General features: G+C 32.7%; 20 protein-coding genes and 1 tRNA gene. 3 read left to right on the top strand and 18 right to left on the bottom strand.

Annotated features, from left to right (window positions below):
- Positions 1-11 precede the first annotated feature (11 nt).
- From ACY2IJ_RS10535 to ACY2IJ_RS10460, 16 genes are all read right to left on the bottom strand, one after another.
- Complete coding sequence (locus ACY2IJ_RS10535; RefSeq protein ID WP_476724326.1) at positions 12-458, bottom strand: bactofilin family protein; 447 nt, start codon at positions 456-458, stop codon at positions 12-14.
- Between the two features lie 31 nt (positions 459-489).
- The gene (gene porW, locus ACY2IJ_RS10530; protein WP_476724325.1) at positions 490-2,637 is read right to left on the bottom strand and encodes a type IX secretion system periplasmic lipoprotein PorW/SprE; all 2,148 of its coding nucleotides are present in this window, start codon (positions 2,635-2,637) and stop codon (positions 490-492) included.
- 73 nt (positions 2,638-2,710) lie between these two features.
- Positions 2,711-3,661 carry an NAD(P)H-dependent flavin oxidoreductase gene (locus ACY2IJ_RS10525; RefSeq protein ID WP_476724324.1) on the bottom strand — a complete coding sequence of 317 codons (951 nt, stop codon included), beginning with the start codon at positions 3,659-3,661 and terminating at the stop codon, positions 2,711-2,713.
- A gap of 51 nt (positions 3,662-3,712) precedes the next feature.
- Positions 3,713-5,539, bottom strand: a complete 1,827-nt coding sequence (locus ACY2IJ_RS10520) for a M1 family metallopeptidase (RefSeq protein WP_476724323.1) — start codon at positions 5,537-5,539, stop codon at positions 3,713-3,715.
- A gap of 61 nt (positions 5,540-5,600) precedes the next feature.
- A complete protein-coding gene (locus ACY2IJ_RS10515; RefSeq protein ID WP_476724322.1) occupies positions 5,601-7,259 on the bottom strand; it encodes a S8 family peptidase in 1,659 nt (552 codons plus the stop codon).
- Positions 7,256-8,119, bottom strand: coding sequence for an MBL fold metallo-hydrolase (locus ACY2IJ_RS10510; RefSeq protein ID WP_476724321.1), 864 nt, complete (start codon positions 8,117-8,119; stop codon positions 7,256-7,258). The genes ACY2IJ_RS10515 and ACY2IJ_RS10510 overlap by 4 nt, the downstream gene beginning before the upstream one ends.
- An 87-nt stretch (positions 8,120-8,206) precedes the next feature.
- On the bottom strand, positions 8,207-9,928 hold the full coding sequence (locus ACY2IJ_RS10505) for a sugar phosphorylase (protein WP_476724320.1): 1,722 nt from the start codon (positions 9,926-9,928) through the stop codon (positions 8,207-8,209).
- Positions 9,928-11,139, bottom strand: coding sequence for a glycosyltransferase family protein (locus ACY2IJ_RS10500; RefSeq protein WP_476724319.1), 1,212 nt, complete (start codon positions 11,137-11,139; stop codon positions 9,928-9,930). The genes ACY2IJ_RS10505 and ACY2IJ_RS10500 overlap by 1 nt, the downstream gene beginning before the upstream one ends.
- 1 nt (position 11,140) lies before the next feature.
- On the bottom strand, positions 11,141-12,298 hold the full coding sequence (locus tag ACY2IJ_RS10495) for a glycerate kinase type-2 family protein (RefSeq protein WP_476724318.1): 1,158 nt from the start codon (positions 12,296-12,298) through the stop codon (positions 11,141-11,143).
- A complete protein-coding gene (locus ACY2IJ_RS10490; protein WP_476724317.1) occupies positions 12,291-13,088 on the bottom strand; it encodes an HAD-IIB family hydrolase in 798 nt (265 codons plus the stop codon). The genes ACY2IJ_RS10495 and ACY2IJ_RS10490 overlap by 8 nt, the downstream gene beginning before the upstream one ends.
- 253 nt (positions 13,089-13,341) lie before the next feature.
- A tRNA-Cys gene (locus ACY2IJ_RS10485) sits at positions 13,342-13,412 on the bottom strand.
- Positions 13,413-13,471: 59 nt separating this feature from the next.
- Positions 13,472-13,837 (bottom strand): dihydroneopterin aldolase, encoded by a 366-nt coding sequence (gene folB, locus ACY2IJ_RS10480; RefSeq protein WP_476724316.1) that lies wholly within the window; start codon positions 13,835-13,837, stop codon positions 13,472-13,474.
- Between the two features lie 24 nt (positions 13,838-13,861).
- Positions 13,862-14,467: a nucleotidyltransferase family protein gene (locus ACY2IJ_RS10475; protein ID WP_476724315.1), complete on the bottom strand. Its 606-nt coding sequence runs from the start codon at positions 14,465-14,467 to the stop codon at positions 13,862-13,864.
- 1 nt (position 14,468) lies between these two features.
- Complete coding sequence (locus ACY2IJ_RS10470; RefSeq protein WP_476724314.1) at positions 14,469-15,476, bottom strand: XdhC family protein; 1,008 nt, start codon at positions 15,474-15,476, stop codon at positions 14,469-14,471.
- 6 nt (positions 15,477-15,482) lie between these two features.
- Positions 15,483-17,624, bottom strand: coding sequence for a xanthine dehydrogenase family protein molybdopterin-binding subunit (locus tag ACY2IJ_RS10465; protein WP_476724313.1), 2,142 nt, complete (start codon positions 17,622-17,624; stop codon positions 15,483-15,485).
- Positions 17,625-17,627: 3 nt separating this feature from the next.
- Complete coding sequence (locus ACY2IJ_RS10460) at positions 17,628-18,092, bottom strand: (2Fe-2S)-binding protein (protein ID WP_476724312.1); 465 nt, start codon at positions 18,090-18,092, stop codon at positions 17,628-17,630.
- Positions 18,093-18,325: 233 nt separating this feature from the next.
- On the opposite strand from ACY2IJ_RS10460, the gene ACY2IJ_RS10455 reads away from it, so the two are divergent.
- Both ACY2IJ_RS10455 and trxA read left to right on the top strand, forming a co-directional pair.
- Entirely contained in the window at positions 18,326-20,413 is a 2,088-nt protein-coding gene (locus ACY2IJ_RS10455; RefSeq protein WP_476724311.1) for a glutamine--tRNA ligase/YqeY domain fusion protein, read from the top strand.
- A 201-nt stretch (positions 20,414-20,614) separates the two neighbouring features.
- Positions 20,615-20,974, top strand: coding sequence for a thioredoxin (gene trxA / locus ACY2IJ_RS10450; protein WP_476724310.1), 360 nt, complete (start codon positions 20,615-20,617; stop codon positions 20,972-20,974).
- Between the two features lie 65 nt (positions 20,975-21,039).
- On the opposite strand, the gene ACY2IJ_RS10445 is transcribed toward trxA, so the two are convergent.
- Entirely contained in the window at positions 21,040-22,404 is a 1,365-nt protein-coding gene (locus ACY2IJ_RS10445) for a hypothetical protein (protein ID WP_476724309.1), read from the bottom strand.
- Between the two features lie 141 nt (positions 22,405-22,545).
- On the opposite strand from ACY2IJ_RS10445, the gene ACY2IJ_RS10440 reads away from it, so the two are divergent.
- Positions 22,546-23,484: an ABC transporter ATP-binding protein gene (locus ACY2IJ_RS10440; RefSeq protein WP_476724308.1), complete on the top strand. Its 939-nt coding sequence runs from the start codon at positions 22,546-22,548 to the stop codon at positions 23,482-23,484.
- Here ACY2IJ_RS10440 and ACY2IJ_RS10435 read toward each other — a convergent pair.
- Positions 23,474-24,484, bottom strand: a complete 1,011-nt coding sequence (locus ACY2IJ_RS10435; RefSeq protein WP_476724307.1) for a DUF4837 family protein — start codon at positions 24,482-24,484, stop codon at positions 23,474-23,476. The genes ACY2IJ_RS10440 and ACY2IJ_RS10435 overlap by 11 nt on opposite strands.
- Positions 24,485-24,489: the final 5 nt, after the last annotated feature.

Raw genomic sequence — 24,489 nt, 5'->3', positions numbered from 1 at the left:
TTCCTGAAAATTTAAGAAATTTCCGAAATGTTTGATTCTCGCTCTTTTGATTCTGTTGCTTGTTCACTATTTGCTGGATTTAACTCTTTTATACTACTTAACATTCTACAATTCGCATTAAAAATAGCTCCTGGCTCTACAGTTAAACTTTCCATAAAAATATCTCCTGCAACTTTAGCTGTTGGTTTTAAACACAAAGAGTTTTTAACCTCTAAATGTCCTTCTAAAAAACCTTCTATATCTGCATTTACACATTTTACTTTTCCGTAAACTTTTCCATCGGGTCCTATAATTACTTTCCCTGTAGTGGTTAAATCTCCTTCAATAGTTCCATCTATTCTAAAATCACCCTGAGAGGTAATACTTCCTTTGAATATGGATTTCTTTGAAATCCTGTTTCTCTCCATGGTTAAATTCTCTTGCATGTTTTGTGCTTTCTTTTTATCTGAACCAAACATATATCCTCTTAATTTATTCTTTCAAAGTTAGTTATTTCTTATTTAATAATTCTTTGGCTTTTTTAGCTTCTTCAGAATTAGGATACCTAAAGTTTAAGTCTTTTAATTCTTTTTCAAAGGCTTCTTTCCCTTTTTGTTTTGCAATTAAATAAGCGTTTAACAACATATATTTAGGAGCCAAAGATGTTTCTCCATATTTTACGAGTGCCTCATCCATTTCTTCTTGTGCAGCTTGTATAGAATTTACTTTGTAAAGTTCATAAATTGTTTCATAACACTTTATATAAGCATTTTCTTCTTCTAAAACCAAACCTTCTTGATTTTGATTGTTTGCCAATTTTGTAAACGATGAGTTTGGAAATTCATTTGTTAATTTCTGTCTGTATACGTTTGATTTGATTGAATTCCCAGAGTCTTTATAAATTTTATACAATTTATAATAGGCTCCTATCTTTAAATCATCATAAGGGTCAAATAAAATTAAATTTTCTAATTTTTCAATAGCCAAATCATGTTCTTCTAACTGGGTAGAATACGCATTTGCCAACTCGTAATAATTTAAATTTCTTGTAGCTGTAATACTATCTAAAAACTTAGGATCTCTATTTATTTTACTTGTGTAATAAATTACTTTGTATTTATTGTTTTCTACAGACTCTTCTCTATCTAATGATGGTGTTCCTTTATTTACATCACTAGCAGTTATTAAAGATTTTGCATACCAGTTTTCTTTTTTAACAGACAAATTCCAAATTTCTTTAAAGGCTGTTTTCCCTTTAATTCTTTCGGTGCTGTTGTAAAAGTACCAATCTGTTTTGTCAGCAAATCCTATATTGTTTTGTTTAGACAACAAGCGTAATTCTTTTAACCTTGCTTGTTTTTCTTGCTCCTTTATTTTTTGAATATGGTTTTTAAAAAATATTGTCAAATCATCATCATTCATACGAGCTATTTTTAGCAAACTATCGTTTGTTCTCGCGTGATTTGATATGTTGACAATTTTCTCTAAACTGTTCGATTTTCGTTTAATTCTAATAACACGTCTAGAATTTTTATTTTGAGCAACATTTATCAGTGTATCGTAATAAGATTTTGCTGACTCGTAGTTCTTTAAATTGTAAGACAAATCTCCTAATTTTTCATAAGACAATACTTTTTGACTGACATCACTTTTAGGGCTTTGCACAGATTCTGTAAAAAATTGTTTGGCCAAAGAAATAGAATCAGATGCTTGATATATCAACCCTTTTTGATACAATAAAGCTCCTAAGTATTGCCTGTTTTTGGTTACTCTGATTAGTTTGTTTACCTTTTCTAAAAACTCTTCTGTAGAATATTCTTTTAAATGATTGTTTATTTTTTCTAACTGAGCCTGGACTTTTAATTTGTACAATCCGTTTGGGGTTTGTATTACTTGATCAAAAGCTTCATCTGACTCTGCTACCAATCCTAATTTTCTATAAACTTGTCCTAAAACAAATGCAGCTCTACTTGCTGTAGTTCCTTTATTAATTGCTTGCAAAGAAGCTTCTAAATGTGAAACTATTTGATCTAAACTATCAGGTGTTTTTTGATAGGCCATTACCAAACCTATTTCTGCTTGCTGTCTTATTTTATCAGAAATTCTAGAAGAGGTTAGCAATCTTTTTAAAGCTCTTTTTCCAAAATCTACATTGTCTAAATGAATGTTTGCTTTTGCTCTCCAAACCACCGTTTCATATATTAAACTGGCACTAGGGTAATTTTTAATAATGTATTCAAAAGATTCTAAAGCAGGACCAAATCTTTTGGTATAATATCTAGATTTTGCCAATAATAAATAGGCTTCATCTATTTGCGAATTTCTTTCTTCTCCTCCTATCAACATAGAGTGTTTCTGAATGGCTTTTACAGCTTTTTCTTCGGCTCTTTCAAAATCTGCTTGCCCAATTGGTTGTGCATCACCATCTATTTTTTGATCTGCATAAAAGCTAAAAGGCTCTATAGGAAGAATTTCATTAAAATCATCTTGATAAGTACTCTCAACTTTTTCTAATCCCTTTTCAAAAGCTAATTTCCCGTTATAAACCACATTATATTTTGTAACTAAAGCATGGTATTGCCTGTTTACAAACCTATCTTTACGAGTACTACAAGCCAACAATAAAAATGCAGATATGTATATAAAAAAGTGTTTCACAAAAATTTAGGTCTAAAATATAAGGTTCTTACAAGACAAATATAAGGTTCTAATGCTAATGGAATTATGCATATTACACAAATCTATCTATTATTTTGGAAATAGGCTCTATTTTGTATGTATGTTCAATACTAGGTCCGGCAACCCAAACCGTTTTATAAGTTACTTCTTTAGCAGAAGATATTACATCTTGCGTTCCTTTTAAATACCTTAACAGTTTTACCCACTTTTTTAAAAATTTGTACTTGTGTAATTTTTTTTCCAACCAAGTTTCATCCAATCCAATTTTTTGTACATAAGGAGTATTAATAACCGTACAAGGTGTTCCAGATATTTTTTTGGTCATTACAATGTCTTTGGCTCCATAAGTTACACAAGCGTTTTTATAAGCATCCGAAACTTGAGATTCTTGTGAGGCTATAAACGGACTTCCTATAGAAGCTCCTGCTGCACCATATGCTAATACTTTTTCTAAATCTTGCTTAGAACCTATTCCCCCTGCAGATATAATAGGCAAATTGGTGTTTTTAAACAACTGTTTAATTAGCGTTTCTGGATCTAATTCTCCTCTATGACCACCTGCTGTATTGTTTACCGCAATTAAAGCATCGCAACCTAAAGCTTCTGCTTTTTTTGCATGATCTAAATTTACAACATCACAAAACACTTTAATTTTAGCTCTTCTTGCTTTTACAATTACTTCTCTAGGGCTTCCTAAGGAAGTAATAATAAAATCTACCCCTTCGTCACAACAAGCTTTTAACTGATCTCTGTATTTTAAGTTGGAGGTGTTTACTATAATATTAATTCCAAAAGCTCCATTATGTGGCTTGTGAGCTTTCATTTCTTGTATTGCTGCTTTTAACTCACTAATTTTTCTGTAGTTCAAAGCAGGAATACATCCTGCACCTCCTTTTTGCATGGCTGCAATAACCATAGCAGTATTAGAAACTAAAAACATTGGAGCTACCAAAAAAGGCAAATCTATATTTAGTATTTGTTGCAATGTTTTTGATTGAGGCATGTTGAGTGTTTCTAATTTGTGTTTAAGGTACTCATTTTAAATTGACGAATGTTAATTTTGCTCCCAAATATTATTTTCTCTGTTTACATCCATCATTTGATGTTCTTTGTCAATTTCAATCTTTTTAATTTTATGATCTACCTTAAAACTATACGTTGGTTTTATCCAAGGCCAATCGGGCAATAAGGTTGATTTTTGCTTTTTTTCTCCCCTCATAATATCTAAAGGAATGTAAAATGTTTCTTGACTGTCATCCTCATAAGTAACTACTAATGCTACAGGCATAGGCATTTTTCCTTTTCTATGAATTGTTATGGTATTGGTTAACGGAGGAAATACTTCATAATCTATAGTAGCAGTAGTTTCTATCCAAAAATTAAAATACCAGTCTAGTTCTATTTCAGAAGTTTTTTCTGCAATTCTGATAAAGTCTTCTGGTTTTGGATGCTTAAAACTAAAGGCTTTAAAGTAATTTCTTAACGTGTTTTTTAGCGCTTCTTTTCCTATTACATATTCTAACTGATGTAGAAACAATGCTCCTTTGTTGTAAGAAGAAACTCCGTAACCGTAATTGTAGTCAAAAGCATCTCCATGTGTGGTTAAAGGTTGTTCTATTCCATAACCTACCAACTTTACGTAACTGGCATACATTTTATCAAAAGCATCTTTTTCATCGTTAAACAATTTGTTTTCTATAAGGGTAGATAAATAAGTGGTAAAACCTTCATCTAACCAAGCGTGTTTGGTTTCGTTACTTGCCAATAAAAACTGAAACCAAGAATGTGCCAATTCATGAGCAACCACTCCTACCAAACTTCTATACTCTCTATCTCCTGTAATTAAAGTACACATTGCATACTCCATTCCTCCATCACCTCCTTGTACAACCGTGTATTGTTTGTATGGATACGCTCCTACCTGATTTTTGTAAAAAGAAAACAACTCATCCATTACTTTCGGTAATTTTCCCCAAGATTCTTTTTGGGCTTTAGATAATGAGTTTTTATATAAAAAATGAACCTCTGGACCGTTTGTTACTTTGTGTTTTAAATGTTTATAATCTGCATCGGCAGCCCAAGAAAAATCATGCACATTTGGAGCTTTAAACTCCCAAGTAATTTTTCCATCAACTACTTTTTGTTTTAATTTTTTAGCAGAATCTTCATAACCGTGCCCAACTTCATTAGGATTTTGTAAATAACCAGAACCTCCAATAGTATATGCTTTATCAATTGTAATATCTATTTCATAATCTCCCCAGTCTGCATAAAACTCAGCTCCTAAATACGGATTTGCATGCCAACCTTCATCGTCATAAGCTGCTAATTTTGGATACCATTGAGTCATAGACAAAGCTACTCCTTCTTTATTATCTCTTCCAGATCTTCTTACTTGTAATGGAACCTGACCTTTAAACTCCATTTTTAAACGAGTTTTTCGTCCTGATTTTAAAGGCTTGGCCAACTCTACTTCTAAAATAGTTCCTTCTACCTGATAATTTAAAGCTTTTCCTCCTTGTGTTAAAGTAATCACTTTTAAATACCCTTGTTCTTCTGGTTTTAACAAAGCAATTTTACTTTTATTTACTGGAGCTTCTTCTGTACCTACATTCACCATAACCCTTGGGTCAGGATCTTTCATGTTTTGAATTTTTACATCCATAGCACTCCCCGGCTGAAAAGCATTGTTATATAAATGATAATACACCTTGGTTAACGTTTCTGGTGAATTATTTTTATAGGTTATTTCTTGCTTTCCTGTGTATTGATAGGTTGTTACATCCATATCAATACTCATTTTATAATCCGTTTTTTGTTGCCAATATTGTGCATGTATATTAAGCGACAACAGTCCTAAGAATACTATTATTTTGTTCATCGTTATTTAAATAAAAATACCAGCCCGTAATGAGCTGGTATGTTGTTTGTCTTTTGTTTTTTTATTTTTTTTGATTTACAATCTCTTGAGCCATTTTAACTGCATTGTAAGCATTTACCACTCTTCCTGTTCTAGAAATTTCTGATAATTGTACTTTTTTACCTGCTCCACCTGGCAACAATACTTTCATATCTACCAATGTACCCGAATTCATAATAATATGTTTTACTTGACTTGCAGACAACTCTGGATAGTAAGAACGAATTAATGCTGCCACACCTGCTGTTGCTGGAGAAGCCATAGAGGTACCGCTTAATTTTTTATATTTATTTCCTGGAACAGTATTGTAAATATCGTGTCCTGGTGCAAAAACATCTACGCTTTTTTTCCCATAATTAGTAAAATCTGCCAATAACTTTTCATCGTAAAAACGAGTAATAGCACCCACTGTTAAAAAGTTGTCAGATATTTCTTCGGCATCATCTACATCTTTCGGATAGCTTGGTTTGTCATCAATATTCTGAGCATCGTTACCTGCTGCGTTTACAATTAACACATCTTTTTTAGCCGCATATTTAATCGCATCATACACCCATTCTGCATTTGGAGAGTATCCTTTTCCAAAACTGGTATTGATAACTTTAGCTCCATTATCTACCGCATATCTAATTCCTAAAGCTACATCTTTGTCATATTCATCACCATTAGGCACTACTCTAACTGCCATTAACAATGCATTATTGGCAACTCCTTGTACTCCTAAATCATTATTTCTATCTGCCAAAATAATTCCAGAAACATGTGTTCCATGAATTTCATCATCTGCCTGGTCTTTTACATTGTTATCTCCATAAACTTTTGTTTTCATAGAATAAGCATCATCATTTAAAGCGGCTCTTCCATCAAACTCTAAATTGTAATAAGTATTTACTTTAGATGTATAATACTCTACTGCAGGTTCTAGTTGCTCTATTTGCTCTTCTATGGTACTTCCGCTTTCTAAAATTCTGATAGCAATTTCCTTTTTAGAGTTTACAAAATCAAAATTAGAAGTTGCCCCTTTAACATCTTCTAAAGTATATTCTTTTTTACCCGTTAAGTTTTGCATCGCAATATCGGTGTCCTTTAACATACTTTGATATTGCATGTATTGTTCTTGTCCTTTTTTAGCTTCTTCTAAATTGTTTTTATAATCTTCTTCTAAAGCCTTAAAAGCCAAATAATCATCTTGATCTTTTTTCTTAATATCTACCGATGTTTTTCCTTCGTACTTTGGTTTTAAAGTTCTATACAATCTGGTAATTTCTAACGTTTCATCATACGTAGGCCCTAAAAAGTTCCATCCATGAACATCATCAATAAATCCGTTTTTATCATCATCTAAACCGTTCCCAGCAATTTCTTTAGGGTTTACCCACACTTTGCTTTTTAAATCTTCGTGTGTAATATCAGAACCCGAGTCGGTAACTGCTACAATTACAGGAACTGATTTTTTTCCTTGTAAAAACTCATAAGCTTTAGCCAAGCTCATTCCTGGAATAGAATCTGTAGCTAAGTCTGAATGCGACCAAGTGTTTAATTCTTCTTCTGCAAATACCTTTTTTGCAGGAATATGTACGGCTGTACTTTTTCCTTCTGGCACTGCTATGTTGTGAATAGAACTACAACTTACTACAAAGGTTCCTAGGGCAATAACTGCTGTATATTTTGTTAATTTCATGAATTAAATATTTCTTTAAATGTAAATGTTTCTTTTAATCTTATTCCTTTTTCTGTTTGATGTACGGTACATATTTCATGATGTGCATCGTGCTGCATAAACAACAAATAATCGTTTGCTGCAGCTTCTTTCAAAAATAATTCTTTTTCCGATAAGGTTAACAAAGGCCGTGTATCAAAACTCATTACATAAGGCAATGGTATATGACCTATTGTTGGTAACAAATCTGCCATAAAAACAAGTGTTTTTCCTTTGTACTGAATTATTGGAATCATTTGTTTTTCGGTATGACCATCAGCATAAAATATGCCAAACCCTAACTCAGATTCTTTAGATTGATGTTCTCCGTTCAATCCCACAAACTTTAGCTGTCCACTTTCCTGAATTGGCAATATGTTTTCTGATAAAAAAGAGGCTTTTTCTCTAGCATTGGGTTCTACTGCCCATTGCCAATGATTGGCATTGGACCAAAATGTAGCATTCTTAAAAGAGGGTTCTAAAACAGTTCTGTCTTTATTCCACTGAATGGCTCCTCCTACATGATCAAAATGCAGATGGGTTAAAAAAACATCGGTAATATCATCTCTATGAAAACCGTGTTTAGCCAAAGAAGTGTCTAACGTAAAATTTCCCCAAGGAGTGTAGTAACTAAAAAACTTATCGCTTTGCTTGTTTCCTAAACCTGTGTCTATTAATATCAATCGATCTCCGTCTTCTATCAACAAACAACGCATACCAATATCAATTTTATTGGTTGCATCGGCAGGATTGGTTTTTTGCCAAATGGCTTTAGGGACTACTCCAAACATAGCTCCTCCATCTAACTTAAAGTTTCCGGCCTCTATCGGATATAAAGTCATTTTAAATCAATTTTAAGATTAAAGATATAAAATGACTTTAGAACGGAATGTTATTTTCTAAAAATATACACAAAAAAGACAACCTATTTACAAATTCCCTTTAAGCCACATAATTTCAAAAGGCTGTAAACTTATTGTTGAACTTGTTAATGCTTCGGAATTTGGTGCTAAAATATTGGTTAAAGGAAGAGAAATTTTGTTGGGCAACTCGCATGATATTGTTGTGTCAGAAAAATTATGCACTGCTACAATTCTTTCTTTTTGGTGTATACAATGTTGATCTACAACAAAAAGAGAAGTATGTAAATCTATAAACTCAAATTTTCCAAAAGGATTAAACGCTGCTTCGTTTATGCGTATAGAAATAATTCTCTTATAACTATCTAACATTTTTTTAGTCAACGTTCCTTGAGTAGCTAATTCTTTTTCTAACCAATCTATATGGTATTTTTCTCTGTTAATTGTTCTATTTATTCCAGAATGTTTTACACCGTCTTTGTAGTTTCTAGATCCTACTAAGGAATGAAAGTACACTCCTGGAACCCCTGGCATTGCCAATACTGTGGCTTGTGACAAAAACATTCTTTTGTAACGAAGTTCATCTGTTTCATCCGGATGTGTTAAAGCATCCATATAACTACAGTTTAGCTCATACGGACTTTGACTTCCATCGGCATCGGTTTTATAAGAAATTAATCCTCCATGGTTTTTAACTGTTTCCCCCATTCGATTAAGTTCCTCGTCGGTTAAAATTCCTTTTACCGGTCTTAAACCAATTCCATCATGACTTGCCGTAAAATTAAAAAAGCAAACCTTATCACTAGGCAGCGTTAATGTTTTTGCCCAAGACATTAACGTTTTGGTATTTTTATTTTGGACAGAATGCACCAACAAAGGTGGCAAAGCAAAATTGTAAACCATTTGTGCTTCATCATCTCCACTTCCAAAATAAGATACATTTTCGTGATGAGGAACATTGGTTTCTGTAATAATAATTACTTCTGGAGCTACTTCATGTAGCACTTCTCTCATTAACTGAATTAGCTCATGTGTTTGTTCTAAGTGTACACATTCGGTTCCTATTTCTTTCCAAATAAAGGCAATGGCATCTAATCTAATTAAGGTGGCTCCTTTTTCTACATAATAAAAAAGAGCATCTAGTACGTTTCTTAAAACTCGATGACTTTTGTAATTTAAATCTACCTGATCTTTACTAAAAGTTGTCCAAACATGCCTAATTTTCCCATTGTTGTCTACAAATTCACTTAACAATGGTAAGGCTCTTGGTCTTACCACTTTGCTTAAATCTATAGAAGGATCTACTTCTGTAAAAAAATCTTGAAAATAAGGATCTCCTGCTAAGAAAGCTTTGAACCAATCTGAAAATTGGGAAATATGATTGATGACTCCATCCACCATTAATCTATATTCTCCACTTATTTGCTCTATTTCTCTCCAAGAACCCATTTTAGGATCTACAGCTCCGTAGTTTACTACAGAAAATCCATCATCAGAAGAATAAGGGTAAAAGGGTAAAATATGTACAGAATTTATAATTCCTTTTAAATGCTTATCCATAAAACCTTTTAAGGTTTGCAAAGACGGTTCGTAATCTTTATTTACTTGATCTCCGTAAGTAATTAAAATCACATCTTTTTCACTTAAGTGATAAGGTTTGGATTGAATTCTAGATTTGTACTTAAAAATTAAATCAATAATACTATCCACGGCTCTATCTGCTATTTCTGGCGGATATAGTTTGTGCAAGCGTTTATTAATTGTGTGGTCTTTGTCTGATATATGTTTCATTATTCATTGTCTTTTTTAACGTAGTTCACAAATTTTTCAGAAAAATCTGGCATTACAGATCTCACCGTAATCCAAGATGATAAAGAATGTGTTCCCATAGGATCTTCATAAAACTCATGAGAGGCTTCTTGTATGGCATTTTGAAAAGCTTCTACAGCTTTTATTTCTTTCTCTCTATTATATTCCAACGCATTTAATTTACTTAGAGCATTGTATTTAGAAATCTCGAACCTAGATTCCTGAAAATAAGTAGCCAATAAGGTTTTAAAAGAAGCTTCTGAAAACACAACTCCTTCTTGTGCCAACACTCTAAACAAAGTTTTGGCAATATCTTTAGACATTTTATAAATTCCAGAACCAGAAGCCTGATCTCCCAAATCTTGATGTTTGTGTTCGTAGGTTTCCATAATTTCTGTTTGACAAATTCTTTTGTTAGATGTGTTTTTATACACCTCACTTAACGTAGAAACTTCTAATCCCCAAGTAGGAGAAATTCCAATACCTCTTGCCAACGACCTTATAAAAGAAAACTCTCCAGATAATGAATATCTAAAACTTCCCATATAATCTAAATACTTACTTTCTCCGTATACTTTAGCCAAAGAGTTTACCAAAGGTGTGTATAACAAACGGGTAGCTCTACCGTGTAATTTATTAGTTACTCTGGAATAAAATCCTTTGTTAAATTCAAAATCTAAAGCTGGATGTACGATAGGATAAAATAATCTTGCAGGAATTTCTCTGCTGTAATTTACAATATCACAATCGTGCAAAGCAAAAGCATAAGCATCTTTATCTCCCAACGCATACCCAATCATGGTCCAAACATTTCTTCCTTTTCCTGGTGTTTGTAACCCCGGAAAACCTTCGGCAGTAAGATCTGCATACAACTCTTTTATTCTAGGCCCATCATTCCACAACACATCTACCTGACAAGGCAATACAGACATTAATTTTTTAACCTCTTTAAATTGCTCTTCTGTAGCTTGGTCTAATCCTAAAATAATTTTATAAAGATATTTTACATGTTTTAACTCCTCTATAATTTTGTGCATTGCAGGGGTTTCAAACTCAGAATACAAAGCAGGTAACATTAACAACATCCCTCTTCGTTTGCTAAAACCTTCTAACTCACTTTCTAAATCTTCTAATGTTCTATCTCCTAAATTCTGAAGTGTTGTAATTACACCATTCTGAAAAAAATCTGCCATACTATTTTTTATTTTTTACGATTATTATAAAATCCATCACATTTGTACCCGAAATTCCCGTTACAAAATCATCACCCAATTTTTTAAAAAACGTATTGCTATCGCTGTTCTTTAAATAGGCTTCTGGATCTAGTTTTTTATTCTTTATTTTTTCATAACTATTAATATCTATATAAGCACCTGTAGCCTCGGACCTTCCGTCAATACCATCGCTACCCGCACTTAGAATACTAATATTTTCTGTTACGCAATCTGTTAACAACAGTCTTAATGCCAATTCCTGATTTCTACCTCCATATCCATCACCTGCCACTGTTGTGGTGGTTTCGCCTCCAAACAACAAACAAAAACTATGGTATTGCTTGTCATATTCTTTAATTTTACTGCTTATAAATTCCGTTGCGTTTTCTGAATCTGTTTCCAAAGTTGTCGTTACAATTTCCGTAACCTCAACCTTAGAACTCATATACATTTTTGCCTCTTGCAACGCAATTTTATTGTTCCCTATAATATGATGAGGAAATTTTCCGTTGTTCATGGGTGCCGAACCAATGGTATGCAAATCATCTCCAATAACATCACTCAACACCAAAACTTCTCCTTTGGCTTTTATATGATTGGCTAACTTACCTCCTTTTATTTGTGAAATGGATTTTCTTACCGTATTTAACGCTTTGATATCTATTCCTGATGTTAACAATGCCGATGATATTTTGGTAAAATCATCCAGTGTTAATCCTTCAATTGGTTTTTCTATCATGGCCGAAGCTCCTCCAGACAATAAGAACACAAACACATCGTTTTCTGTTAACTGCTGAACTCCTTCTAGTAATAATTCTGCAGCTTTTATACTTTTATCAGACACCAAAGGATGTGTAGAGGTAAAATGCTTTGCATATTGTAAATCTCCCGTAGATGTAGAAATTACAACACCTCCTGAAATTTTGTCTTTTAAAATAGCTTCACACTCCTTAGCCATATCAAAAGCAGCTTTTCCTGCACCAAACACAAAAAAGCGAGTGTTGTCTTTTAGCACATAATCGTTCTCTACTATGGTGATGACATTTTCATCTACCGATATATTGTCCTTTATTAAAGACGTAGCTTTTACTTTGTGTAAAGCTTTAAAATAAATATTTTCTAATTCTAATTTATACATTTTTCATAACCATTTCGTTCCACCCTTTAGCTCCTTTAAAGCTCGATTTTTGCAATTTTGAATTGGATAAATCTACATACCCTCCTTCGTGATTCTGAATGGCAATAGGTACTTTTACACTTTTTAACAAGGGCACATCATTTTGTCCATCTCCTAATCCAATAGATCTTACCTCATCTTTATAGATTTTTTCAAAAATTGCCACACATTTTTCTACCGCTTTTCCTTTGTCTTGATTTTTTCCTATTAAGTGATAAAATCGTCCTCCTTTGGTAATTTTTAATTGATTTTCTGAAGCTAATTTTTCTAAAACCTCTATTACAGCTTCTTCTTTTAAAACAAAAGGCTCTGTAAAATCTCGCTGTTTAGATGTTTGTGCTTTTTCTAAAGACAATCCAGTAAGTTCCCTTACTTTTTCATCTGTCATATCACTAAAGCCTAACATTCCAAATTCTGTTTTACAGGCATTGTAAAAAGTTAATACTTGATCATAAGAAACTCCTAGCTGAAGTATGTAATAAAAAGCATCAAACTCTTCTAAAAAAGAAAAATCAAAACCTTTGTAATTTTTTGGAATAAACAGCGCTGCACCATTCTCTACAATAAAAGGTTCTTTAATACCTACTTTTTGCTGCAACTGTTCTACCTCTACTTTGGTTTTGCTTGTGGTAAATATTAAGGGTATTTCTTTTTTAAACACTTGTTCTAAAGCCTCAAAAGACTCCTTAAACGAATAGTTGTTGTGGTTTAAAAAAGTTCCATCCAAATCTGTAAATATAACTGTCTTCATAGCGGGTGTTCAAAATAATATACAAGGAGTAACACGTTTTAAAAACCAAACTGATATTCCTTTTAGAAACCAAAAATTGCTTTTTGACTTGACTTAAAGTATAAAACTAAGACATTATTAAATAAATTGACCTGCTAAAAAACAGTTGTTAGAATGAGATTTGTATAGTAGACTTGATTCCAAATTCATGAAACCTAAAAATAAAAAAGGGATGAAACGAAAAAACCATCACTAAAAAGTGATGGTTTTTTTGAGGTGTCTAGCGGATTCGAACCGCTGTACATGGTTTTGCAGACCATTGCCTAGCCACTCGGCCAAAACACCATTGAGCGTGCAAATTTATATAATTCTATACATTGCACAATATACTTTTACATTTTTTTTTAAAATTCTTGTCTTTTTTTCGTCATTTCAATCGTAACAGCCTCAACATCTCCTCCAATAGGTGGGTTTAGTTTAGACAAAGCCACCGTAGCTTCGTCTATTAAAGAAATTTCTTTTAACAATCTTACCAATACTCTTTCTACCACATGCTCTAACAGTTCCGAACGTTGCAATACTTCTTCTTCAACAATTTTGTTAATATGAACATAATCTACCGTATCTGCTAGCTTGTCTGAAATTGCTGATTTGTTTAAATCTGCTTTTACAGCCACATCTACACGATAGTGAGAACCTATTTTAGCCTCTTCTTCTAAACATCCGTGATTGCTGTATATTCTAATATTCTGAACTCTAATAATTCCCATATTTCCTGATTTAAAAATGCAAATCTATAACAAAGCATTCAAACTTTTTAACATTTTGGCATAATCCTCAGGAGTATCTATATCTAAAATTTCCTTTTTCAAAACAAACCTAGACACTTCTGATTCGTGTTTTTTAAGAATCGATTTGGCCCCATCATCTTTAGACAACAAACTTAATTCCTTAAAAAATTCTTGTTCAAAAACAACAGGAACTCCTGTGTAATTAAGACAAGCTGTTACCGTAATTTTACATTGATGATGGTAGTGATATTCTAAAATTTGCTGAATATCTTTTGTTTGTATACTAGGCTGATCAGCTAACAAAATCACAACTCTTTGGTATTTATTTAGTTTCTGAATTGCAGAAACTCCATAAGCAATAGAACTTCCTATTCCCTTTTTCCACTGTTGATGATTTAAAATATGTACAGAATATTTTTTAATAGCCTCAATAATAACATCGCTATTTGCTCCTACCACTACAAACACATTTTCTTTAGAAACTGCCAACACTTGTTTGATGACATGTGTTAACAAAACATCGTTTTTAAAAGGAAGTAACTGCTTGGGTTGTTTCATTCTACTTGAACTTCCGGCTGCTACTATTAAAAAGGCTGTGTTTACAATCATCTTATATTGACAGTTTTAAACTAGTATTCTTTGGTAAAGAACTTACTAATTTATTCTTTTTAGTAGCTATAATTTCTGCCACAATAGAAACCGCTATTTCCTGAGGAGTTACAGAACCAATATCTAAACCTGTGGGTCCATGAATGAGTTCTAAAAACTCTTCAGAAATATCCAAATCTTCTTCAATTAGAACTGTAAACAATTGTTCTTTTCTTTTTGTTGCTCCCAACAAACCAATGTACAATGGCTTTGAATTTTTTAAACGTTGCAAAAACCACAAATCTTTTGCATAATTATGATTCATCAACACAATTGCCGTTTCTAGATCTATCTTTATTTCATTAATACCGTCTTCTTCTGTATTGATGATTTTCTTAGCTCCTATAAAATCATTGGTAGATTTTAATGTTTTAGTTCCGTTAACAATAATTACTTCCCATCCTAAAAAAGAGGCTTGCTGACTTAAACTATTTGCATCGTGCTCTGTACCTACAATGTAAATTTGAAATATAGGTTCCATGGTTTGATGAAAGCAGTTTTTAAACTTTGTTGTTCTATTAAAATTAGAAATTGGATAATCTACACCATCTAACCGAACAGTGGTTCCTCCTCCCACAGTTAACACATCAGCATAAAAAGTATTGAGTTGAAATGACTTTCTATTGTCAAAACAATGTTGAATTTTAAGAATTACCTCATCAGAAATGTTTAGTTTTTCTAACAACAAATACAATGTTCCCTCGCATCCCAACCTGTATCTTCCATCGTAACTAATTAACTTAGATTGCCCTGTGGCAAATACAGATTGCGACTGTAACACCACTTCTTTTTCTACACAACCACCACTCACTGCTCCAACAATCTGCATATTTTGATGGATCAACATTCGTACCCCTTCTTTTCTATATGACGATCCATTAACAGATACCAAGGTTGCTAACACCGTACTTTTAGAAAGTTGTTTGGCTTTAAGGTAAGCTTCTAATATTTCTTTAAATTCATGAGTCATAAAACCCTAACTATTTAAGCCATTTTTAATAAAAGGATGTTTTCTAAATCTTTTACCCATGGCAGCATACAAAGCATTAGCTACTGCTGCTGGTGCCGGTGGCAAGGTAGGTTCTCCCATTCCTGTAGGTGCTTCTTTACTATCTACAAAAGAAACCACAACTTCTGGAGCATCTTTTAATCTTGTTAATTGATATTGATGAAAATTATTGCTTTTTGGCACTCCGTTTTCTACAATCATTTCACTAAACATAGCATGTCCAATTCCATCTATAATACCACCTTCTGCTTGTGCTTTGGCTCCTAGCGGATTTACTACAATTCCACAATCTACAACACAATATACTTTGGTTACTACAGGCTTATTGTCTTTTAAAACCACTTCTGCAATTTGAGCCACGTGGGTATTATGAGAATAGTAAGCACTAAAACCCTGATAAACTCCTTGCTTTGAAACTCCCCATTGGGCTTCTTTAGCGACCTTCTTAATAACCTCCTGCATTCTTTCAGGAGAATATTTCATATTTTGATCTTTGTGCTTTTTGGCATTTTCTAGCAAATCTAATCGCAACTGAACAGGGTCTATGTTTAGTTCTTCGGCCAACTCATCAAAAAAACTTTGTTCTGCAAAAGCCAAAATGTTACAAATGGGTGCTCTCCACGCAAAGCACGTTACTTTACTTTTTATTTTGTACGTATCAATTAACAAATTATCTATAGCTCCTGAAGGAAAAAAATCGGCTCTTTGTTTATTAACCACTGCATTTACAGAAACATCTGTTAAATGATAACCTGTTACTTTATTGTTTTTAATTGCTGCTCTTATTTTGTATTTTACTTTAGGTCTATACCAACCTGTTGTCATATCATCTTCTCTGGTATAAACCAGTTTTACAGGTTTTTTAATTTTATCAGAAATTAACGCAGCCTCAATAGCATAATCTCCTTTTAATCGTCTACCAAAACCACCACCAATTCTACACATTTCTACACGCACCTCATCTACCTCTCTTTTTAAGTTTCTAGCCACTTGTTTAGCGGTTAATTCTGGAGTTTGTATAGGTCCTTTTAATTCAATGATCTCATCAGTTACATTGGCAAAAAAGTTCATGGGTTCCATGGTATTGTGTGCTAAAAAAGGAGCTTCATACACTCTTTCTATTACTTTATCAGCTTCTTTAAAAGCTTTATTCACATCTCCATCTTCTCTTACTTTTTTAAACTGTCCAGAAGCTAAAGCTTCTTCTGCTAATTGATCAAAATAGGTAGAATCTTCTTTTTTATTGGTTTTACTATAGGTAGCTTTTACCGCTTTTTTACCTTGAAAAGCAATCCATGTACTGGTGGCTATTACGGCAATGTTGTTTCCTGTTTTTACAACTTCTGAAACTCCTTTAATTTTTAAAGCTTCCGATGCATCAAACCTTATTAATTTTTGGCCAAAAGCTGGCGGATGTATAATAGAAGCATACACCATTCCCTCTTCAAAATAGTCCATTCCATACAATGGTGCTCCTTGGGTAATTTTAAAGTTATCTACATTTTTGGCTTGTTTTCCTATAATTTTAAAATCCTCAGGATTTTTTAAGGTAATATCTGTAGGTACTTCTAACGTTGCTGCTTTTACTACCAAATCTCCGTAGCCTAACTTTTTACCGTTGGGATGCATTACATTTCCATCACTTGTACTACAATGGTTAGGTTTTATACCCCACTCTAAAGCTGCAGCGTTTATCAACATTTGTCTTGCAGTAGCTCCAGCTTCTCTTAAAGGCAACCAAGAAAATCGGATAGACTGACTTCCTCCTGCTACTTGTCTTTTAAAATTTTTAGTATCTAAATTTGCTTGAACCACTCTTACATGTTCCCATGGCACATCTAACTCTTCTGCCACAATCATAGGCATAGATGTTTTTACTCCTTGCCCAATTTCTGGATTGGGAGAATAAATAGTTACTCTTCCATTGTTAGCTATTTGTATATAGGCATTAAATTCATTGTAATCTAAGGCTTCTAAATCTACGGGCATTTTACCTTGCTTGTTGCTACCTTGTAAAAAATGAACCCCAAAAACAATTCCCGCTCCAGAAAGTACAGATACTTTTAGAAACGATTTTCTATCCATTTGTATTGATTGATTTGATGCCATTGTTTAAGATTTTTGAGTGATTTCAACAGCTTTTTCTACTGCCTTTTCTATTCTTTTATAAGTAGCACATCGGCAAATATTACCATGCATAGCCTCTTTAATTTCTACCTTGTTAGGTTGGTTATTTTGAGCTAATAAAGATGAAGCAGTCATTATTTGACCTGCTTGACAATAACCGCATTGTGGCACATCTATTTCTCTCCAAGCTATTTGTACAGGATGATCATTATTTTTAGACAAACCTTCTATGGTAGTAATCTTAGCATCTCCAACAGCAACCACTGGAAACAAACAACTACGCACCACCGTTCCGTTTAAATGTACAGAGCAAGCACCGCACTGTCCTATTCCACAACCAAATTTGGTTCCTACCAAATGCAGCGAATCTCTTAATACCCAAAGTAGTGGTGTTTCTCCATCTACATCAACCTCGTATTTTTTGTTGTTAACTGTTAACTTAAATTGCATAGTTGTTGTTTTAATTTCAATAGAATTAGATAAGTATCAAATTTCACTCAATAAATTCACAATTTTAATACCAATACTTTATTTTCAGATGATTAAATTATAAAAATAGATTCTGATTCTTAAATCATATTTATACTAAGTAAGAACATATTTCAACTTCAAACTATAAATTCATCGTTTTCGTTCTGTTTTCTGTAAATTTGCTGACTTAATAACTGATTATTTTTGTTGAAATGGTAGAAAAGAAATCATTAAACTTTATTGAACAAATCATTGAAGAAGATTTGGCAAATGGATTGGATCCTAAAAATCTAAGATTCCGTTTTCCACCAGAACCTAATGGATATTTACACATTGGACACGCTGCTTCTATTTGCTTAAACTTTGGTTTGGGTGAAAAATACAACGCTCCGGTGAACTTACGTTTTGATGACACCAATCCTGCTAAAGAAGAGCAAGAGTATGTAGATGCTATTAAACGAGATGTAGCTTGGCTAGGTTTTAAATGGGATAAGGAACTGTATTCTTCTGATTATTTTCAACAACTATATGACTGGACGATTGATATTATAAAAGCAGGAAAAGCTTATGTAGATTTACAATCATCTGAAGAAATTGCTGCACAAAAAGGAACTCCAACAACACCAGGAACAGACAGTCCTTATAGAAATACCTCTATAGAAGAAAACTTGGCTTTGTTCCAAAAAATGAAGAATGGTGAATTTAACGAAGGAGAAGCTATTTTACGTGCTAAGATTGATATGCAACATAATAACATGCACATGCGTGATCCTATTATGTATCGTGTCTTAAAAAAGCATCACCACAGAACAGGAAACGATTGGGTAATATATCCTATGTATGATTGGACTCATGGTGAATCTGATTATTTAGAAAGCATTACACATTCACTATGTACTTTAGAGTTTAAAAGCCATAGAGATTTATATGAATGGTATTTAGCACAGGTAACAAAAGCTGGTAATATTGTACCTAAACAACGTGAATTTGCTCGTAGAAACATTAGTTATACCGTTATGAGCAAACGTAAGTTGTTGCAATTGGTACAAGAAAAATTGGTATCTGGTTGGGACGACCCTCGTATGCCTACCATTTCTGGTTTAAGACGTAGAGGATACACACCTAATTCTATTAGAAAATTTAGTGAAATTGCTGGAATTTCTAAAAGAGACAACGTAACCGATGTGGCTTTGTTAGAATTCTGTATTAAAGACGAATTAAACAAAACAGCACCACGTGTAATGGCAGTGTTAGATCCTATTAAATTAGTGATTGATAATTATCCTACAGATAAGGAAGAAATTTTAATTGCAGAAAACAATCCTGAAGATGAAGCAGCTGGAGAAAGAGAAGTTCCATTTTCTAAAGAATTATTTATAGAAAGAGAAGACTTTAGAGAACAAGCCAACAAAAAGTTTTTTAGATTAAAAATTGGAGGAGAAGTTCGTTTAAAAAACGCATACATTATTAAAGCTGACTCTGTAGAAAAAGACGAAAACGGAAATGTTACTGTAATCCATTGTACAGCAGATTTAGACTCTCGTTCTGGATCTGGAACCGAAGCAAGCAAACGTAGAGTAAAAGGAACCATTCACTGGGTAAGTAGCAAACACGCTGTAAAAGCTCAAGTAAATTTATACGATCGTTTGTTTAAAGACGAAGCTCCGGACAGTCATAAAGACATTGATTTTAAACAGTTCATCAACCCAAATTCTTTAGAAGTAATTACTGCTTTGGTAGAACCAAGTTTGTTGACTTCTAAACCTGGGGATAGATTTCAATTTCAACGTAAAGGATATTTTTGTGCAGATACCGATAGCACTTCTATTCAACTAATTTTTAACCGTACGGTTGGATTGACAGATTCTTGGGCAAAAGAAGAAAAGAAAACTGCTGCTCCTGCAAACGATGCTTCTTACGATGCCATTGTTGCTCTGGCAGGAAAATATTTAAAAGCACGTTCTAACGAAGATAGAGCAGAGCTTTTAACACAAATAGAACCTTTAGCTACTAAAGTAAACAAAGAGGTATTAGCCACTAAATTAAACGATGCAATTGCTAACAAAGATGTGTTGGCTGGTTTGTTAACTCTTAAATATATAGGAATTACATCACCAGAAGAAAAAGCATTTTTAGCCAAAGCTTTAGGAATGAAAAATGGTGCTATAAAGTTAGAGGCTATTAATATTGCCATTGCTACTGCCGAATTATTGTTAGAAAACAAAACATTGCTAGAAGCTATTTTAGCCGAAGAAAAAAGTCCTTTTATTAAAGAAGTTATAGAAAAGGCTTTAGCATAGTATTTGCTAATATTACAACTATGGAGGTTGTCTAAAAATAATACACATCATCCTGATTTTAGTTCAGCATGATGTTTGTAAAATATTTTTAGACAACTTTTTTTATGAATTCTGCTTCCAATTTTGCTAATGTAATTTTTGATACAGACAAACGACTTAACAAATAGTAATTTTAAACCTAGAAACCTTAAAACAACAATTATGGTACAAACAATCACAAAACAAGACTTTTTAGATAAAGTATTCAATTTTGAAAAATCACAAGAATGGGAATTTGCTGGAGATGTTCCTGCAATTATAGATTTTTATGCAGATTGGTGTGGTCCATGTAAAGCGGTTGCTCCATTGTTAGAGGAATTAGACAAAGAATACAATGGAAAAATAAACATTTACAAAGTAGATACAGAAGTAGAACAAGAATTGGCTGGTGCTTTTGGAATTCGTTCTATTCCATCATTATTATTTTGCCCTAAAGGAGAAAAACCACAAATGGCTCAAGGGGCTTTGCCTAAACAACAATTTGAAGAATTGATTAAAGATATTTTAAAGGTTGAAAAATAAACAACCCTTACAATCAACAAAAAAAGCCTCACAAATGTGAGGCTTTTTTACGTTAATTTTTCTACTTAAATTTTAATATTTACACCCACATATGGTCTTACTTGATTAACAGGTCCAAAAGTTCCGTCTTCTTTTTCAGCATATGTCCATTGGTAATCTACTCCTGCCTCTAAAAATTTGTTAATTCTATAGGTTACTAAAATATTAGCCAAAGCTCTAGAATCAAACTTAAAAGCATCTCCTAAATCTGATAATTGCCCTTTTACATATTTACCTCTTGCTCTAAAATTTGCTATTTCTTTAGTTTGTAAATTCAATCCTACGATTGCTCCTCTGTTGCTATTTTTTAAATCGTCTGGTAAAATTAATTCTCCTTCAACTTTTACCAATCCTAAAATTTCACTTCCTAAACGACCGTAAACACCTTGAGATTTTTCTGCTAAAACCAACTCCTCTAAACGAGCATCTTTATTAATTTCATAAGCAAAATTAAAAAATTGTGGAATGTAATTTTCTCCGTACCATTGTCTTTCTATTCTAGCATTTAAATGAAATACATTGGCTACAAATCTAAACTGTGCCTCTAAACCTGTTGCAAAACCACTACCATCGTCATAAGTAGCTCCTGGTTCATAATTTCCAGGGTTGTTACTAAGATCTTCTGCCAAAGCATCGTTTTTGTTTAACTGTGCATATTGGGCATCCCAAGTTAATTTTAACAAAGCATTTCTTAACAAAGTCATTCCTACATCTACTCCAACAGCACTGTTTCCATCTCTAGTAAAAGTTGTGTTAGAGGTTACACCTGCATCAGTAGTTTCTTCAAAGTTATCTTTATCAGAAACATAACTAACTCCTAGTTCTAATGTTTTTAAAACAGGAATGCTTGTTTTTGCTAATGGTTTATAGTAAGGTCTTAAGGCTAATAATTTTTGAGTTCCATCAAAATTCACATCGCTATAAATAGCTTCCAAACCTATTGTTTTTTTAAATAATAAATCGGCACTAATACCTACTTTACGTCTTTCAAAAGAAACAGCATTGCTGTAGTTTCCTAAAAGAGCTCCAAAACCTAGTTGTTCTCCAGTCATATCACCTAACTTAGCATACACAGCATCTTTTTTCTTTCTACCATAGCGTAAGTAACGAACCATTCTAAAAACACCAACACCATTGTTAAATTCCTGTGTTCTTAGCTCTCCGTTTTCGGTATTAAATAATAAAGGAACGTCTAAACCCAATCCAAATTTTCCTATAGAAAATTCTGGTTGAACTCTAAACCCAACAAAGGTTTGTTCTCCAATAGTTGTTACTCCAAGGTTTGCAGATAAAGTATTTTCTTTATCAAAAGAGCTTTCAAACTCATCTTGAGCATATCCAAATTGCACAAAAATAATCGCTAATAAAACAATTCTGATTGTAGTTTTCATAGTTATAGTTTTACGTTTTAACATATGTTAAATTTAAATGTTTTTATGAAACCAACAAGCATATTTTTATGTTTTCCTTTTTATGAATTCTAAATTTCTATCGTACTAGAAACCTTATATTTGCGACTTAAACAAATTCTTATGTTATCTATTCAAGATGTTTCTTATGGCTACATTAAAAACAAACCCGTACTTAAAAACATTAATTTTAATGTAAATAAAGGTGAGTATGTAGCGCTTTTAGGAGAAAGTGGTTGTGGAAAAAGCACTTTATTAGAATTAATTTATGGTTTAATGGACATTGAAAAAGGGGCTATTTTTTACAATGATGAAAAACTATTAGGTCCTAAATTTAATATTATTCCTGGACATCCGTTTATGAAATATTTGGCTCAAGATTTTAGTTTAATGCCTTATACCACTGCTGCAGAAAACGTTGGCGAATTTTTATCTAACATTTATAAAGAAAAAAAACAAGCTAGAATAAAAGAACTACTAGAAGTAGTAGACATGAGTGATTTTGCACATGTAAAAGTTAAAAATTTAAGTGGCGGACAAAAGCAACGCGTGGCTATTGCGAGAGTATTGGCTAAAGAACCTAAAATTTTATTGTTAGACGAACCCTTTAGTCATATAGATAATTTTAGAAAAAACCATCTAAGAAGACGTTTGTTTAATTATTTAAAGACAAAAGATATAGCTTGTATTGTGGCTACACACGACAGTACAGATGCTTTGTCTTTTGCGGATACTGTACATGTTCTTAAAGATCATAAAATTATAACTAGTGGTGCTCCTAGAGAGGTTTATGAACAACCAACATCAACCTATGTAGCTTCTTTTTTTAACGAAGTAAATGAAATACCATACACATATTTAGGGCTTACAAAAAAAGGAAAAGCCATTCTGTATCCAGAACAGCTTAAAATTGTTGAAAATTCTGACATTAAAGCAACGGTTTTAAACAGTTACTATAAAGGAATTTTTTATTTAGTTGAAGCCAAACTAAACGATCTGGAAATTATGATTTCTAGTCAGAAAGCTTATCCTAAAAAATCTAAAATTTGTATTAGTCTTTAAGGTTGGTTGTTTTAAGAATTGCTTCCAATTCAAATATAAAATCTCTTTTGTTTACAGATGGTGCGTAGTTAAAACCTTCTACAACTACAACTCTGTTATTTTTTTCATCAACAATAGAATAGTTTAAAAAAGGTCCTGCATTGTACGCTCCAAATACTTCCCAAGTACCACGGGTTTCGTAAGCTTTTTTCCCATTTATGGTTACCTCTCTTATTACAGGAGTTCTTGCTGCTTCGGTAATCATATACATTTTTTCTACATTGTTCCCTCTAATGTATGCTTTTCCAATGCTATCTCTATTTTTAATAATTTGATTTAAAATAGGTTGATTTGACTGAAACATTGGAGCTTCATAAGCCAATAAGTTATTTGTTTGATCTCCTATGGCAATTCCTCCAGAAATATGACTTCTTAACCACATAAAAGATCCTAACGTATCCATTACAACTCTAAATTTATTAGGAATCTCCATTTTTATTCCTAGTTTGTCTAAAGAATTTATTTTGGTAGCTATTTTATTTCTTCTGTTTTCTTTCTGAATGGTTTTTAAATCTTCATTTTTAAAAACATCAATCATACTAGGGCCTTTGGTAGCTATCAATGCTACTAAATCATCAACCGTAGGAGCTTTTAACTCTACAATGGTTTGAGGTTTGGCATATTTGTCTTTACTTGTTCTAAAAGTTTCCACATCTGACAATTGCAACACCAATAAATTTCTACTATGCTGAAACATTTTATTGAATGCTTTTGGAGGTATGGTAGACACATTAAACTGAAATTCTGCTTGTGGCAAACCAACAATAGGTTCTGCAATTAACTCTTTAAATGCTTTTCCTATTTTACCCTCCCAATGTTGCGGTTCTACCACTACAATTATATGATTGATTCTTCCGGTAGATTCTGGTTTTAAATAACTTGTGTCTTCTTTCTTGTTTTGGCTTTTATCTCCGCAAGCAATTAATAAAACAAATGCTAAAAAAGTAATAATTTTTTTCATAGAAG

This window comes from Wenyingzhuangia gracilariae, assembly GCF_056387575.1.
This window is presented reverse-complemented; position numbering and strand designations above follow the sequence as displayed.